This window comes from Vibrio sinensis, assembly GCF_003605645.1.
Taxonomy (GTDB): Bacteria; Pseudomonadota; Gammaproteobacteria; order Enterobacterales; family Vibrionaceae; genus Vibrio; species Vibrio sinensis.
The window spans coordinates 107,817-125,357 of the sequence record NZ_QVMU01000009.1; the positions used below are offsets into that span (position 1 = coordinate 107,817).

Here is a 17,541-nt window from a genome sequence, read left to right on the forward strand (position 1 = left end):
GAAAAACAACTAATACAAAGACAGCAATAACTGACACGCCTCTACCTACATTGTTTGCCCTTCAAGTCACACGTTTTGGGAACGGTTGAAGGGCAAACATACCTGATGTCAGTCATGATGAACTCGCCGTCCGAGTATTCTCAAATTTAGACAATATTGGAAAGTCACAAATGAAATTGAATACTTCAGAAATCGACTGGAAACTTACCTTTGGCAGCTTTGGATTTGTTCTGCTACTAGGTATTCTCGCTGTGGTTTACCCTGAGGCTGTAAAAAGCTCAATGGGCAGCATGCTAGACTTTACCGTAATTAACTTCGGTTCAGGTTTCCTTTGGTACACAATCTTTGCAACAGGCGCACTTTTATTCCTAGCTTTCTCTAAATACGGTGATATCCGTATGGGTGATAGCAAACCGAAATTTACTAAATTCCAACTATTCGCAATGGCACTGTCAGCGGGTATGGGTGCAAGTACTATGTACTGGGGCTTTATTGAAGCAGTTTACTACTTCATGGACCCTCAATTTGGCATAACTGACAAAGCAATGGCAATGGAATACGCTACGGCGTACAACATGTTCCACTGGGGTGCTGCAGGCTGGTTTATTTACCTAATCGTTGCAATTCCATTTGCTGTCGTGTTCTACCTAAAAGGCAGCCGTCGCATGAGCTTAAGTGGTGTTATCAACGCACTATTTAATGATCGTCTACCTGGTTGGGCACAAAAGTTCATCGATCTACTGTTCATTATCACGACACTAGCAGCAACTGCGCTTACTCTAGGTCTTGGTATTCCAATGATTTCTTCAAACCTAGCAAGCTTAACTGGTATTCCAGATAACTTGATGTTGGGTATTGGCGTCATCCTAGGTCTTTCAGTTATCTTCTCGATGAGTTCATACATCGGTATCGAAAAAGGTATGGCTCGCCTATCAAGTGCAACTATCTACATCTGTGCGGCGTTTGTAGGCATCATCTTCATCATCGGTCCATCAGCGCTGATCATGAATAACCTAACTAACGGTATTGGTGTGATGCTTTCGGAATACATCCGTATGAGCACTAACACTGACCCATACGGTACAACACTGTTCCCACAATACTGGACTGTGTTCTTCCTAGCGAACTGGATCTCTTACTCTCCTGGTGTAGGCGTATTCATCACTAAGATTATCCAAGGTCAAAAACTACGTGACGTTATCCTTATCCTAGTAATCGGCGGCACAATGGGTTCTGCGGTTATCTTTGGTGTATGTGGTACGTTCTCTATGGACTTGATCAACACTGGCGTTATCGATGGCGTTAAACTGATTGGTGAGGGTCAACCGACTGAGCTTGTAAAACAGATCTTTAACTCAACATCGATTCCAATGATTCTAACGGCGCTTTACCTTGTAACAATGATTCTGTTCACGGTAACAACTCTAGATGGTACGTCTTACTCTCTAGCGGGTATCGCAACGAAGAAACTTGATGATGAAGCAAACGTAAACCCAATGTTCCGTTTGTTCTGGTGTCTACTACTGACTGCTCTGCCAATCATCTTCCTATTGATTAATGCAGACCTGAACATCCTGAAAGCGTTCCCTGTACTTATCATTGTACTGATTGTGCCTGTGTTCTTTGTTGCAGCGGTTAAAACGCTTCAATACTTGAAAGACAACTACAGCACAATCATGGCTCACCAAGCTGAACAAGATATCATCTTAGGTATCACTTCAGACGAGCAAGGCGCTGAAAAAGAAACACCAGCACAAGTTGCAACACAACTTAGCTAAGTTTAATGTTTAACGTTTCATGTTTAACTTAGATTCGATCTAAATTGAGATACGATTTAAGTGAGCTGAATTCCCCCTAATCCAAAGCCCTACGATTTACATCGTGGGGCTTTTTCTATTTCTGTGTCGCAAAGCTGAGCGTCTCGAAACTAATCACCTAAACCAAACATCAAAAACTCGACTTCTAAAAACTAAACCTTTAAGAACTAGACCTTTAAGAACTAGGCATCGAAAAATCATAATGTCCCAAACCTCAATCGACTGACGAAAAATGAAATCTTATCTTCACAGACACCTATCACATATAAGCGTAATATTACGCTCAAAATAAGTGTGCTATATCTTATAGATAGGTTTATAGATACCCAATTTATAAAAGCAAAGTTAATAGACGCACGACGAAACAAAGAGGAACACAACATCCTGTTTGTTGATGCATAAGAAGCCGAACTTTTTCACTGATTTATTTCTTATGTATTACGCTTTAATGGTTATGTGTTGAGAAAGATCTTTCGTTATCTTTTTAAAATACATTTTGATTTTTGCTCTTTTTGAGCCTTGTCGCTACCGTGGTTATTATGATTCATTCTAGAACTAGAACTCATCGTACGATTTCATACGTAACATTTACGTTTTTACTGGCGCTGTACTTTGCGCTAATCGTCAACATCCCAATTTACAAAGAACTCTATTCGATATTTAACCAACTTGATGGTGTTAAGATCGGTTTTGTCCTATCCATCCCTATTTTTTTCTTGGCTGCACTCAATTTTCTCTTCAACTTATTTAGTTGGCCTGGGATCAGTAAACCGTTTTTTATCATTTTATTGTTCATGTCGAGTGTGGTGAGTTATGCGGCTTATAACTATGGCACATTTTTCGACTATGGCATGATCACCAATATCGTTGAAACCGATACGAGTGAAGCAAGCTCTTACCTAAGTGCTTACTCACTAACTTGGATACTCTTAATGGGGGGCTTACCTGCTTTATGGGTGTTTTTTATGCGCCTCTCCAACCAAGGTAGTTGGTTAAAATTCACCTTAATGAAATTAGCATCGATGATCGTTTCAGTACTCATCGTTATTGCCATTGCCGCTCTCTATTATCAAGATTACGCTTCTGTCGGTCGAAACCACAGCTACTTAAAAAAAATGATCATACCTACTGAGTTTGTTAGTAGCGCTGTCAAGTATGTCAATAAGAACTACCTCACGACACCAGAGCCCTACCGCACCGTAGGATCAGACGCGAAGCAATCACAACAGGCCTTGCAGGCAGCTAAAACAAAACCAACATTATTATTCGTGGTAGTCGGTGAAACTGCTCGTACACAAAACTACCAACTCAATAACTATTCGCGAGCAACCAATCAATACACGATTGCGCAGAATGTTATTTCATTCCAAGACGTCAGCTCTTGTGGTACCGCCACCGCAGTGTCGCTCCCGTGTATGTTTTCAGAACTGACCCATAATACCTACGATCATGCGCATGCTATGAACCAAGATAATGTTCTCGATATATTAAGACATGCTGGTATTAATATTATGTGGAAAGATAACGATGGTGGTGACAAAGGCGTTGCTCGAAATGTACTTTATAAAGCGGTCGACCGAACTCAAAAAAACACCCTGTGTGATGGCTCAACCTGTTACGATATGTCACTGTTAGAAGGACTTGACCAAGACATCTCTAACTTAAAGGGAAATCGCATTATTGCCCTTCACTTAATGGGAAGTCACGGCCCAACCTATTACAAACGCTATCCTAAAAACCACGCTAAGTTTCTACCCGATTGTGAGCGAGCCGATATTGAGAACTGTAGTATCGAGCAAATCGTGAATACTTATGACAATACTATTCTCTATACCGATTACGTTTTAAATCAGCTTATCAACAAACTGAAAGCTCTCGAAACGCAGTACAACACTGCGCTGATCTATGTTTCTGATCACGGAGAATCTTTAGGTGAAAATGGCCTATTTTTACACGGCATGCCTTATAGCCTAGCCCCGGACTTTCAGAAAAAAGTACCGTTTATCTTGTGGATGTCACCAGGCTTTGAAAAAGAGAAGCAAATCGATACCGCTTGCCTGAAACAAGAAGCTCAGCAAAAAGGGAAGTTTTCTCATGACAACTTATTCCATTCATTACTGGGCATTATGGACGTAAAAACAACAGCTTATCAACCAGCCTTGGACCTATTCCAAACCTGTCGTCAACCATAACCGCAGACCTAGTCGTTACCAAAGCTAATCGATATGGGCCTCACTATTTTTTTGTGAGGCCCATCAAATTTTTTTAGCCTCCATGTTATGCATAGTATGCATACTCGACTTCACAAATTTTCATTTGTGTCATTTCATATAAATCACTACACTTCGCGCTCTTTTTTCAACAGAGCGCAATACATGCTTTTTTCACAAACCATTTTCGCTCAAGTGTTGAGAATGACTCTGCTATTAGTCGTAACATTAACCGTGGTTCATCACTCTCCCCGATTGCTAGAACTATTGGCACAACAAGCAATCAATAGCGGTTGTCATCAACAATCTGAAGAGATCTCCTCTCAGCACCACCATCATCATTAAAATGAGCACATTATGAGTATTTTCCGTTTTCCTATTCTTGTTTGGTTAGGAATAGGGATTTTGATTATTAGTCTAGGGATAAGACAATCTTTTGGTATTTTTATGATGCCAATTTCCGACCACTTCCAGACTGGTCGTGAATTTTTTAGCTTTGCTATCGCACTACAAAACTTATTATTTGGTGTATTTCAGCCTTTCGTAGGGATGGCATCGGATCGATGGGGATCAAAACGCATTTTGATCATCGGTTCGATCTCTTATGCATTGGGCTTATACCTAACTTCAATCGCCGTTGAGCCTAGCTTACTTTATCTTTCTCTTGGTGCCCTTGTTGGTCTTGGTTTGAGCGCAACTAGCTACGTCATTATTCTTGGTGTTGTCGCAAAGGTTGTCCCTGCACAGCACGCAGCAAAAGCATTTGGCTTAACTACGGCGGCCGGTTCTTTTGGTATGTTCGCGATGATCCCTGGCGCTCAAACGCTACTCAGCGACTTTGGTTGGCAACAAGCTTTACAAGTATTTGCTATGCTATGTAGCCTGATTGTTGTGTTTGCATTGTTTATGCGAACCGCGAATAAAAACTCAAGTACCGCGGCAGCAACCAACGCAGCAACTGAAAATCAAACACTGAAAGAAGCACTAAAAGAAGCATTTTCTAATAAAAGTTATTGGTTGATTCATGCTGGATTTTTTGTCTGTGGCTTCCACGTTATGTTTATTGCTACCCACTTACCCAGCTATTTGGCAGACAAACATTTACCCGCATCAAGTGCAGCAATGGCCCTCGCCTATGTGGGTATTTTCAACATCTTCGGTTCTTATTTTTGGGGTGTGATGGCTGACAAATACAGTAAACGTCACGTGATGTCGGCATTGTATCTGATGAGAACTGTCGTTATTGCCGGATTCGTTTCGTTACCTGTCACTGAACACACTGCAGCAATATTTGGTGGTGCTATTGGTTTCTGCTGGTTAGGTACGGTTCCACTCACATCGGGTTTAGTGCGCCAAATGTTTGGTGCCCGTTACCTATCCACCTTATATGGATTGGTATTTTTTACACACCAAGTGGGCAGCTTCCTTGGCGCATGGGCAGGTGGTCGCATCTATGACTACTACGGTTCATACGAGCCAATTTGGTGGTCAACGGTTGTAATGGCTTTCATTGCGGCGTTAATTCACCTACCAATCAACGATAAACCGGTGCCTCGATTGGCGATGGCATAAATAACCGGAACTCAGATTAAATAAATATAAAAAACCCTTAGCGGATGCTAAGGGTTTTTGCTTTTACCTATTAACAGAATGACTGAATCAAAGACGCTCTGATTAATCTTTTATGGTTCTTACTGATAGAACGCTCGCTTAAGTGCTAATTCTACGCCGCGGATTTCCGCTAAACCTTTCAAACGACCAATACAAGAGTAACCTGGGTTGGTTTTCTTTTTCAGGTCATCAATCATTTGGTGACCGTGGTCTGGACGCATTGGGATCATGCGAGTTTCACCCGCATCACTACGACGTTTCTCTTCTTTCAACAACGCATTAACCACGTTGTACATGTCCACATCACCCTCAAGGTGCGCAGCTTCATGGAAACTCATTGGGTTTTCTTCACGTTGCGTTGAACGTAAATGAGTAAAGTAAACGCGATCGCCGTACGTTTCGATCATTTTAACAAGATCGTTGTCACCACGAACACCGTAAGAACCGGTACACATGGTAATTCCGTTCATCATGCTAGGTACTGCTGTGGTTAGCGCTTCAATATCTTCAATCGTTGATACGATACGAGGCAAACCTAGAATTGGACGCGGTGGATCGTCCGGGTGAACCGCCATCTTCAAACCATGGCCCTCACAAATTGGCATCAGCTCTTCTAAGAATAGAACCATGTGTTCACGCAGTTTCGCTTTATCAATACCATTGTAAGTATCTAGACGCGCTTGGAACTCTTCTAGAGTATAACCCTCTTCTGAGCCCGGTAAGCCAGCGATGATGTTTGCTGTCAGTTTGGCAATTTCCGCTTCGCTCATTTCTTCGAAACGTGCTTGCGCTTGAGCTTGCTCAGCTTCAGTGTAATCCGCATTTGCCCCTGGACGTTTTAGGATACAAAGTTCAAAAGCTGCAAATTCAATTTGGTCAAAACGAAGTGCTTTCGAACCGTCTGCCAATTCATATTCTAAATCGGTACGAGTCCAGTCCAAGACAGGCATGAAGTTATAACAAACCGTATCGATTCCGCATTCAGCTAAATTAGTTAAAGACTGCTTGTAGTTATCAATCCATAATTGATAGTTACCAGTACGAGTTTTAATTTCCTCGTGTACTGGAACACTTTCAACTACAGACCAAGTAAATCCTTTTTCTTCAATAATCGCTTTACGCTTTAATATTTCTTCTTTAGTCCAAACCTCACCGTTTGGAATATGATGAAGAGCATTAACAATACCCGTTGCGCCTGCTTGTTTAATATCATCGAGAGAAACTAGGTCATTAGGACCGTACCAACGCCACGTCTGTTCCATATTATCTTACCTTTATTTAGACAATACTAGTGAGTGGAGAGTTGTTACCAACTCACCAGTATTTTATATATTTAATTGTTTTTTATAACGAGTAATTAAAACTATCTAAATAAGAACCCGTCAAACCGTGGGTCATCTACATCAGATAATTCAAATAGTGTTTGCTTTACATTTTCGATATGGTGCCACATCGCTTCTCGCGCCCCATCTGGATCACGGCGTTGCAGCGCCTTTAAAATTTGTTCATGATCATCAAGCCACGCAATGCGATAGCCAGTATCAGTAAATCGGGCATGGAGTTGTCGCCACATGCAACTCGCATCTCGGCGGAACCAAAGATCTTTTACAATATCCGCAAGTACGCTGTTTTGTGATGCTTCAGCAATCGTCAGATGAAACATTTCATCTCCATCGTAATCACCGTGACCAGTTTCTAGCTGTTGACGTTCTGTATCTAGAGCTTCACGTAGCTTTGATATGTCATTTTTTGTCACATGTTTTGCTGCAAAGCCTGCGATTTGACTTTCCAGTACTTGCCGAGCTTGCAGCAATTCAAATGGACCAATGTCAGAATTAGAGCGAGAAGAAACTGGTGCTTGCTGAGAATCATTGCTAGGAACATTTGATACGTAAACACCGGAACCTTTGCGCACTTCAACTAAGCCCTGAAGCTCTAGCATAATAATAGCTTCACGGACAACCGAACGACTTACTTGCATCTCTTCCGCGATATCACGCTCTGGCGGTAAGCGATCACCGACCTTAAACTCATCTAAGCGGATTCGCTCTTGCAGAGTAAGGCCAATTTCTTGATACAAACGTTTTGGTTCTGTAATTGCGATGTTCATAGGAAAATCATATCTAATATTTTGACTATTATGATATCACCCAAAACAAATTGGTCAACCAATTGGTCGACCAATTTTGTCTACTGCTCCACAGATCCAGATTGAAACCGAGCGAGTTCGCTTTTCTAGCCACTTATGCAGCATTATGGCCATCAGAAATACACATACCAAAAAGATAAAATGAACAAAAAAGTCGATGTTCAACATCGACTTATATACTCTTAAGATAAAATTCACGATAGGTAATTACGAAGCATTACCAAGAGGGAACAGGCTAAACATCGACTTTATAAGAGTCAAAAAGATAACCATCGAAATCATCAGAATTGGTGTCTGATAGCGATAGAAGTGCCTCTTTTACATTTTCCATGTGTTGCCACATCGCTTCTTTTGCTTGAGCAGGATTTTTCTTCTGCAGTGCGGAAAGAATCTTGGCATGGTCTTCAATAAATTGGGTTCGATATTCCGTATCATCAATGTGAGTATGTAATTGAGCCCACATTTTACTACTGGTACGACGATCCCATGCCGCTTGAGCAACTTCTATCAAATAGTTGTTCTGCGTTGCTTCTGCAATGAGAATATGAAAATCTTTGTCATGATTATATTCTTGAGTCCCGAGCTCTACCGCTATTCGCTCGGCATCGAGTATCTGTTTCATGCGGTTGACTTGAACACCAGTCACGTTAGTCGCTGCGAATTCAGCGATATTACTTTCAAGCAATTGACGAGCTTGCAGCATCTCAAACGTACCAATATCGTTGTTGTCATAATTTGAATGTTCATCATGACGAGATAGGTGCGGGTAACTTATATCATCGGGTAGCGAAATGACGTATACGCCAGAGCCTTTACGAACTTCCACTAACCCCTGTAACTCAAGCATGATAATTGCATCTCGAATTGTAGTGCGACTGACACCAAATTGCTCCGCAATATCCCTTTCGGTAGGTAATCTGTCCCCTACTTGATATCGGCTTGTTTTCAATTGCTCAATCAGCTCTCTGCCTATTGATACATATCGTCTAGTTATATTTTCCATAAGTACCTTATTTTTGATGACTTATCGTTATGTACAGTCTACCAAAAAATGTGCTCTAATTATAATTAAGTTGCTCTACCTATCACGCTTTATTAAAACGTAACCCTTGGATAATCCACGACAAAACGCTATCTACATACTAATAAAAATGTCTACAGCTTAATGGCATATACTTCACTTTTTTGCGATCAGAAGTCGCCAAAAACTCTTTTTTGATCATTCTGAAAACGGTCATGATGCCAAGAATCAACAGTAGGGACTCGATAGCAATACCACCAATATATTTATATTTAAGACATACGTTCGCCTAATTTCCTATAGAGACGTAGTCGGTATCATGATTCAAATTGCAATTGACTATCGTATCCTGCGAGTTTATGTCGTAATTTTAGTACCATCATTGATGAAGCAACCAATGGGATAGAAAGTAAGCCAACCCATAGGCCATAAATTCCCATTGCATCAACAATCAAATTTGTATTTGCAAGTACATAACCTAGCGGTAAGCCGACCAACCAACTACTTAAAATAGAAGTTTTCATAATAACTTTGGTTTCACCAAATCCTTGCAATGCCCCACGTAACGCGTGATTAAGCGCCGAAAATAATTGATACAATGCCCCCAATATCAATAGAAAAGATGATGTTTTTAGAACTGTTGAATCGTTACTGTAAATCAGGCCAATATGCTCTCTGAATATTACCGTTAGGCCAGATGTCACAATGATTAATAGCAGAGTGGTCACTAAACCGACTTTAATCGACTCCTTAGCTCCAGCAAAGTCATCCACACCCACGCAGCCCCCAACCAGAATGCTTGTTGCATTGCCTAACGCCATTGGCACCATACATATTAGCATTGCAGAGTTCAAAGCGACCTGGTGGGCGGCAAGTGATACTGCACCATAACCCGCGGCCAATATAGAAATAACACCAAATGCTAGTAAGTCTAGAAATAACGCGATTGATATTGGCATACCTAGATTGAAGGCAAACTTCATTCCTTCTATATTTGGCGGCGTTACTTTAAATACGTTAATGTCTTTAAATTTTTTTGAGGTCATTATGTACAAAGCGATAATCATAGAAATAGCCCAGTACAAAATAGCGGTCGCTAAGCCACAGCCCGCTCCACCCATCGCAGGTAGGCCAAACTCTCCATTCACGAATGCATAATTCAACGGCACATTGATGATTACGCCAATATAACCCACTATCATGCCAATTTTCGTTAATGATAGGGAGTCACATAATATTTTCAGTATGCCCCAACATAGATAAGCTGGAATAGCAAAAATCATATAAAACAAATATTCAGCGGTTTTTGAGGCCACTTCTCGTTCCACATTTGCTGCAATTAGAATCGATTCAATATTGAGATATAAAATCACAATCGGGATGGCATTTAATATCGAAACATAAATGCTATTATGAATTTTAGGGGCAATTTGATTCCGTTGATTCGATTTATTTAACCCTGAAATGACTGGTGACAATGGAATAAAAACCCCATAGCACAGCATCATTATTGAAAACCAAAGACTCCCAGCTAACGAAACGGCGGCAAGATCAACCGCACTGACATTGCCTGCCATAGTTGCATCAATAAATCCCATACTATTGGCGGCCAAAGAACCTAAAGCAAGAGGAATAGCCAATCCTTGTAATTCATAAAATTTATTTTTAGACATATTTTTTACCTAATGACTATCTAGACATGCAAAGGAGTGACGACTAAATACAACACTGATATCTACCAAATTACACGATTTGGTGATTCTGATTCTTGCGCAAACGCTTATCCGTAGATAACCGATCAGCGTTGTGTAATAAGCCCCTAGTGATATGAATTTACGGGACTTAATACACTGGCATGGTTTTATCGTTAAAAGCTATACCCGACCCCAACGGCCAAACCACCTGCATTGCCATTCATTGCAACTGAGTAATTGTTCATGTATCGATATTCAATAAACGCATTGAGGTTTTGAGAAATGCTCCAATCTAAGTTGATAATGGCTGCATAACCTGCATCGCGATCTACCATGACAAACTCTTTGTAATCATCAGGGCGGGCAAATTGATAGTCCAAACCAGCATTAAATAAAACCGCTTGGTCAAAGACAGTAAAAGGATATTGAGCAGTAATAACAGCCGTCATCCCAGCTAAACCAGAATGATCGGTATGCATCGCTAATTCCATTCCTGGATTTGGCTGAGTAGGTAAAGGAATACTCGCCATGCCAAAGTTATGATGAAGACCAATCGCTGGTTTTAATTGCAGTGAACCTATATTCCAATCGTAACTAATACCGACATACAAATCATTTGCTGTCATAACGGTACTGGTTGCCAACGTGTTTTGCGCCCAGGCATTAAAGTTAGTGTCACCTAAGTTTTTATGCGTCATGGTACGAACGGTAATAGATTCCATATCGTCATAGTCATTTTTCGACAATTTGGAAAAGTTTGAGGCATCAATAATGGCAACCCATTCCCCCCAATTTTTGATAGCAGCATGGCTGTATTGAATAACACCGGTATCGAAAGCAAAACCTTGCGATTGTTCGGTCGCACCTTCTGACCAGTCCATATAATAAACAGATACACGATCGAGGGTTTTTGCATCATTGGGTAGAATAAGTGCGTTTGCTGATGCTGAACAAAATAAAGCTAGAGCGGAAATATGTTTTAATTTCATTTTAAATCTATAGTACAGGTGAGTATGTGCAGATTAATATATATTAACTGCTGTTTTAATTTGAATAACTTAACGTTATTTTATGTGTTTAATAAATTTGCAAAATTTATAATTGTAACTGGTAGGTATTTAACGCCTAAATATTACGTGTGGTTTTATAACAAGTAATAAATAAGCGGCCGTAAGACCGCTTATTTACTTAAAATAATCTCAGATTATTTTTTATTGAAGTCTTTCACTTCATCCCAACGTTTACGCTTGTTGGGTGATACGCATCTTATGCGTGAGCAATATTCTGGCTAGCAAGAATAGTCTTTAATGCATCAACAGCGATACCAAACTTACCTGCATCACTTTGTTCTAATTCTTCCACTTCACCTTCTTCAATGTTTTCAAGCGCAGCGAAGCCAGCAAAGTTACCTAGATGAGGTTCTAGAGATAAGAATCCGTGGTAGTCTCGCTCAGTCGTCAGTTCTTTGATGATTTGACTAATCTGCCCATCACCTTCACCAGCAGGTACGACAACGCTATCGGACGAACGCGCATCTTTGATGTGGTAGTAAGCCACATGGTCCTTTAGTAGTGAGTAAGTAACGAAAGGATTTTCACCACACTGCACAAAGTTAGCAGGGTCAAAAACAAGCTTAAAGTTGTCGCAATTCACTTTTTCAGCAAGATTCAGACAACGTGCAGATGTATCACCGTAAATGTCTTTTTCATTTTCATGAAGTAGAGTGATATCGTATGACGATGCGATTGCTGATAGCTCTTTCAAACGACTGATTACATCATCAGCATAATCGTCATGATTCGTCTCTTTTTCCATAAAGAAACTAAAAATACGCATGTACTTAGATTCAAGGATTTTCGCTACTTCTAATAGCTGAACGAACATCGTTTTGTGAGCTTCAAAATCATCTTTCAGATAAATCTTACCAACAGGCGATCCGAGAGATGAAATTTTAAATCCACGTGCATCAAGCTGTTTTTTTATTTCAACAGCTTCTTCCACAGTGACTTCACTAATGTTTTTGCCATTAACACCACGCATTTCGATATGCTTGATACCATGTGTGTCAAGAACATCCATTTGTGTGGTTAAATCCATATCAATTTCATCTGCAAAAGCAGATAGCAATACGTGCTTGCTCATTATTAATCCTTGTTTCTCAATTGGTCAAGAATAGCGATTGTTTTAAGTCCTTCATCGAGATTGATGTAGTCACTTGTATTATCAATGATTGCTTTGTAGAAAGCGTTAATGGTCTTTTGATGACTCGCGCCCCAATAACTCATGCCTCGTTGACCAGGTGCGAAGTCTTCTTCTAAAAATACAAAGTCTTTATTTTCATCTTCGATGTAAAGTTTGCCATTCATGTATTTTAGTAAGCCATTCTGGAACATAAGTTCCATCTCAACAGGGGTATTAGTTGAGTAAGCATTAGTGCCGTAGAATAATCCCTTAGCGCCATTCTTAAACTCAATATATATTTCTGCTGTATCTTCAACTTCGATATATTGTTGGAATGCCTTTGTGGAATAACTTCCGTTTAAAGTACTGATCTCTCCACCTAGCCATTGAATAAGGTCAAGTGTATGAATGCCTTGATTGATAAGGAAACCACCACCTTCAGTTGCGTACTGACCACGCCAATCACTTTCGGCGTAGTATTGAATCGGCTCACGACACCAAGTAACAAAACCTTTAATACCGATCAAGTCACCTAAGAGACCTTCGTCAACATAGCGGCGCATAACCAAAGACGTTGGATTTAATCGGTTCTGGAATGTCACTGCTAGCTTAGCTTTTGATTGCGAAAGGGCAGCTTTGACAGCTTTCGACTCTTCGATGTTCATGACGACAGGCTTTTCAGTAACAACATGAATGTTGAGTGACAAAGCTTTTACAATCATTTCTTTGTGGAGATAGTGAGGTGTACAAATATGAACGACGTCTAAATCTTCATGTTCCAACATCTCAGCATAATCTGTGTATGCCTTACAGTTCATTTCGTTGGATACTTTAGAAACAATATCGCTCTTTATGTCACATACACTTACCAAAAGTGCATCTTCGTTTTTATTAATCGCTTCCAGGTGGATAACTGAGATGTTACCACATCCAATAAGACCTACTTTTAACATGGCTGATATCTCTGATAGGAAAAAGGGGTAAAAAAAGGAACAGAGAGTGATTTAGTAGTGGTGCTAGTTCTAACACCACTACTACTTAGATTAGGACTTAAAAGTACTCAGAGAAACCAAGTGCTTTTAGGTTGTCCATACTGATTTGTAGCGATTCGAATGGGTCACGACCATAAGTATCATCTTGTTCGATTGGCAGGTATTTAACACCAGTGCGCTCACAAGCTTCAATGATTGCTTTAAAGTCAAGGTTACCCTCACCAATTTCAGCAAACTGGATAGCATTAAAGAACACTGACATATCACCCTTTGCAAGAGCGCCCATCATTGCTTCTGGATCCGGAGTTGCGATACGGAAGTCTTTAAGGTGAACTAATTCAGCTCGTCCTTGCAGATTCTCAATCACAGTAACAGGATTTAAACCTGAACGTTGGATCCAGTGAACATCAATTTCAAAACCGATGTTTTCAGGGTTCGTATTTTCAAGCAGCATATCAAAGTATGATTTACCATCTACTTTATCGAACTCTAAATGGTGATTGTGGTAGAAAAGCTTAATGCCTTCAGCGCTTAGCTTCTCGCCCCACTTGTCCATTTCTTTAGCAAACTGAACAACTTTATCTGCATCACCAAACATTGAGAATGGAAGCATACCGATACGTAGGTATTCAACGTTCAAACGTTTCGCATCAGAGACAATCTTGTCGTAGTGCAGGTCAAAAGAGTCAACAGGGAAGCTTGGATGAATCTGTTGCGTGTAAGCACTTAAAGAACAGATATTGATATCGAAGTCTTGAATCGCTTTTTCCATTGCAACTACGTTTTCTTCGGTCATATCAAGCTGTGAAATCTCAACGGCTTTAAATCCCATACCAGACAAAGTTTTTAGAGTTTCGTAGATACCATTCTCTGCAACTTTGTCTTTTAGCATCATCATCTGAACAGCAATTTGTGGCTGAGTCATAATTAGTTCGCCTTCTTAGCTGCTTCTTCGTCAATCTTCTCTTGAAGTTTTGCGAAGTATAGGTCTTCATCGATTGGTAGTGAAACTTCTTCACCCAACCAGCTAGATAGGTGCATAGCATTTGTGATGCTCAATGCATTGATACCTTCAGAGCCATGAGCAACTAGTTCAGCACCATTGGTGATAGCATCTGCAAAGTTACGCATTACATCTTTGTGTTGGATGCCCCATTGATCAGCAAATTCAAATGTCGTCTCAGTAACACGGTCACCAATGCCACCGCCCATGAACAACTGCTTCATGTCATCAAATGATAGGTTTTTGCTGATTTCTTTCTCAGATTCGTTAAGCACTTTAAGCGTAATTTTCTTGCTGCCATCAACAACAATCTTGCCCTTGTCACCAAGAATTTCAAAGCGGTCAGTACCCATAAGGTCGTGAACACAAGTGATGAATGAACCTGTTGCGCCGTTCGCGTATTCAACAAGTGCAGTTACATCATCTTCTACCGCGATGTTACGTTGACTTCCGTAAGATGCTTTCGCTAGTACTTTGGTAGGCATACCACATAGCCACTGCCACAAATCGATTTGGTGTGGTGCTTGGTTAATAAGAACGCCGCCGCCCTCGCCACCCCAAGTTGCACGCCATTCGCTCATTTGGTAGTAACCTTCTGGACGCCACCAAGTCGTGATCATCCAGTTAGTGCGACGGATTTCACCGATAACACCTGAATCCATGATCTCTTTAAGTTTGATGTAAAGAGGGTTCATACGTTGGTTGAACATCATTGCAAACTTAAGCTCAGGCTTAGTAGCAGCAAATTCATTCATTTCTTTAACTTGTTTGGTGTAAACACCTGCTGGTTTGTCGCAAAGAACGTGAAGATCGCGCTTCATTGCTTCGATTGACATTTCAGGGTGCAGGTAGTGAGGTACGACTACAAGAACAGCATCAACTAGACCACTGTCCATCATTTCGATGTAATCAGTGAAAAAAGGAACATTAGGAATATTTTCTTCAGCCCATGTTTTACGCTCAAGGCTAATATCACATACCGCGCCTAATTCCATGCCCTCAACAGTGCCGATGTCATTACCCATTAGCTTACCGTGAGCGACAACAGAAGAATACATCGAACCTTGTTGCCCAATTCCAATAATACCTATGCGAACAGTCATATATACCTCAGTAATTTATTTTGATATTTTATAATTAAATTTATAAAACAGATGGTAATTCAATTATTATTATTAAACAGTGAAGTTAATCACTATTTTATCAATTATGAGACGTTGTTTTAAAATATAAATACAACATCTCATAATTGGGGTTTTAAATTGTCCGTTGAATGCATTAATGCAGACAATTTTTATTTTATCGATTTTTTATCTTTAAATAAAATGGATATTTTAAGTTTAAAAAGTGTTTTTGGTTACTGCTTTGTAAAAAAATGGAAACTAATTACATTAAGTTAAACTAATGCCCATTTTATGTTATTACATCAGGTTAAATGTGTACTTAATATCCAAGTTAATATCGTAGTAATCAAGATCTTCATTAACAACGCCTGTGCGTTTTTCCATAGCTTTGTTAACAATTAACTGAGTAGATACGCCTTTCAGGCTACCTTGTGTAAACTTGTGCTGGATAACTAAGTTTGCACCAACACCATCAACTTCAGTTGTTTCGTGATAATTTAGGTCGCCGTCGGTCTTAACTAGAGATAGCATAGCCATCCAGTTTTCATTGAAGCTGTAACCTGCGCCAGTCGAGAACGATGTGGTATTTTGGTAGTTGCGAGAGATTGACATATCGAACGGGAAACCGATATCAGTGTCGATACCGCCTGCATCTATACGAGAACCAACTTGACCAAAACCAGCATTAGCAAACATTTTTCCTTTTGCGTAGGTAATTTGACCAGAAACTACATAAGTAGAATCGTCCTTACCTGTCGGTTGAGCGTCTTTGGTATATCCTAATAGACTACCGTAGAACGCACGACCATCGAGCTTAATAAAGGATTTGTCATCATTTACCCACGCGTAATCGGTATTCATTTGTGCCTGAACAGAAACATCACCTTGATAGCTCATACCAAGACCAAAGTGTTTCATCGGATCGTCATACACGTATGCAGAAAAGTATCTCTCGCTTTTATCACCGTTAGCAACACTTTCATCAACCATTTCAGTGTAGTAACCACCACCGAACTTGTTAGTAATCGCACCATAGAAGTGTGAATTCTCAGTTGGTGAATAACGAAGCATCGCACCTTCACGCATGTAAGGCATGGTACGAATTGAACTGTACTCTAATAGTGGCACTGCATGATCGATAGTACCGTGTCCCATATCAACACCAAAGCGACCCAATTTCAACTCAACGTTATCTGTTGGTTTGAAGTTCAAAGAACCTCCAAACAATGCGAACGATTCAGCACTGCCGCTACTTTCATCTAAGTAAAAACGACTAGTTGCGCTAGATGGTGACCATAGTTTCTGCACTGTATATCCGAATGCTTGTACATCTAACCATGAAAGTAAATTATCAGTTTCGTAGTCAAGCATCGCGCCTTGCACCCATGCTTTAACATTTCCAGATTTGCAGTCGCGATCAATTGGCGTGGTATTTGGGTTGCCATTTTTGTCATAATCACCATCACCACAAGCACTAGGGCGATCCGCTATACGTAATTCGTTATGTAGTTTTAGTTTCAAAGATTGATCAAATTCATTGACAGATTCAGAAGCAATAGCGCTATTTGATAACGCAAGGGCAATAGCTGTTGCTAATATTCCTTTAGTAGTAATGATGCTTTTCAATTTTATTAACCTTTTGTTTATTTCTAATTAATAGGGGGTTGGTTTTAATTAGTGTTTAGCAGCCAAACTCGACCGCTAAACAGGTCACGATTATTGTTTTATAATTATTTTGA

General features: G+C 40.2%; 14 protein-coding genes. 4 read left to right on the forward strand and 10 right to left on the reverse strand.

Annotated features, from left to right (window positions below; all coding sequences use genetic code 11):
- Positions 1-170: 170 nt before the first annotated feature.
- From DZ860_RS11705 to DZ860_RS11720, 4 genes are all read left to right on the forward strand, one after another.
- A complete protein-coding gene (locus DZ860_RS11705; protein WP_243641851.1) occupies positions 171-1,778 on the forward strand; it encodes a BCCT family transporter in 1,608 nt (535 codons plus the stop codon).
- 578 nt (positions 1,779-2,356) lie between these two features.
- Entirely contained in the window at positions 2,357-4,009 is a 1,653-nt protein-coding gene (locus DZ860_RS11710) for a phosphoethanolamine transferase (protein WP_120031461.1), read from the forward strand.
- A gap of 183 nt (positions 4,010-4,192) precedes the next feature.
- Positions 4,193-4,372: a hypothetical protein gene (locus DZ860_RS11715; protein WP_120031463.1), complete on the forward strand. Its 180-nt coding sequence runs from the start codon at positions 4,193-4,195 to the stop codon at positions 4,370-4,372.
- Between the two features lie 12 nt (positions 4,373-4,384).
- Positions 4,385-5,599: an MFS transporter gene (locus DZ860_RS11720; RefSeq protein WP_120031465.1), complete on the forward strand. Its 1,215-nt coding sequence runs from the start codon at positions 4,385-4,387 to the stop codon at positions 5,597-5,599.
- 119 nt (positions 5,600-5,718) lie between these two features.
- On the opposite strand, the gene uxuA is transcribed toward DZ860_RS11720, so the two are convergent.
- The 10 genes from uxuA to DZ860_RS11770 form a co-directional block, all read right to left on the reverse strand.
- The gene (gene uxuA / locus DZ860_RS11725; RefSeq protein WP_120031467.1) at positions 5,719-6,900 is read right to left on the reverse strand and encodes a mannonate dehydratase; all 1,182 of its coding nucleotides are present in this window, start codon (positions 6,898-6,900) and stop codon (positions 5,719-5,721) included.
- A gap of 101 nt (positions 6,901-7,001) precedes the next feature.
- Entirely contained in the window at positions 7,002-7,748 is a 747-nt protein-coding gene (locus tag DZ860_RS11730) for an FCD domain-containing protein (protein ID WP_120031469.1), read from the reverse strand.
- A 274-nt stretch (positions 7,749-8,022) separates the two neighbouring features.
- Positions 8,023-8,790, reverse strand: coding sequence for an FCD domain-containing protein (locus DZ860_RS11735; protein ID WP_120031471.1), 768 nt, complete (start codon positions 8,788-8,790; stop codon positions 8,023-8,025).
- Positions 8,791-9,125: 335 nt separating this feature from the next.
- Positions 9,126-10,481 carry an MATE family efflux transporter gene (locus DZ860_RS11740; RefSeq protein WP_120031472.1) on the reverse strand — a complete coding sequence of 452 codons (1,356 nt, stop codon included), beginning with the start codon at positions 10,479-10,481 and terminating at the stop codon, positions 9,126-9,128.
- Positions 10,482-10,675: 194 nt separating this feature from the next.
- Positions 10,676-11,491 carry an outer membrane protein OmpK gene (locus DZ860_RS11745; protein WP_120031474.1) on the reverse strand — a complete coding sequence of 272 codons (816 nt, stop codon included), beginning with the start codon at positions 11,489-11,491 and terminating at the stop codon, positions 10,676-10,678.
- A gap of 277 nt (positions 11,492-11,768) precedes the next feature.
- Positions 11,769-12,644: a sugar phosphate isomerase/epimerase family protein gene (locus DZ860_RS11750; RefSeq protein WP_120031476.1), complete on the reverse strand. Its 876-nt coding sequence runs from the start codon at positions 12,642-12,644 to the stop codon at positions 11,769-11,771.
- A gap of 2 nt (positions 12,645-12,646) precedes the next feature.
- Positions 12,647-13,636: a Gfo/Idh/MocA family protein gene (locus DZ860_RS11755; RefSeq protein ID WP_120031478.1), complete on the reverse strand. Its 990-nt coding sequence runs from the start codon at positions 13,634-13,636 to the stop codon at positions 12,647-12,649.
- Positions 13,637-13,733: 97 nt separating this feature from the next.
- Positions 13,734-14,600 carry a sugar phosphate isomerase/epimerase family protein gene (locus tag DZ860_RS11760; protein WP_120031480.1) on the reverse strand — a complete coding sequence of 289 codons (867 nt, stop codon included), beginning with the start codon at positions 14,598-14,600 and terminating at the stop codon, positions 13,734-13,736.
- 2 nt (positions 14,601-14,602) lie between these two features.
- Positions 14,603-15,781 (reverse strand): Gfo/Idh/MocA family protein, encoded by a 1,179-nt coding sequence (locus DZ860_RS11765; protein ID WP_120031482.1) that lies wholly within the window; start codon positions 15,779-15,781, stop codon positions 14,603-14,605.
- A 318-nt stretch (positions 15,782-16,099) separates the two neighbouring features.
- The gene (locus DZ860_RS11770; RefSeq protein ID WP_120031484.1) at positions 16,100-17,428 is read right to left on the reverse strand and encodes an OprD family porin; all 1,329 of its coding nucleotides are present in this window, start codon (positions 17,426-17,428) and stop codon (positions 16,100-16,102) included.
- Between the last annotated feature and the right edge of the window lie 113 nt (positions 17,429-17,541).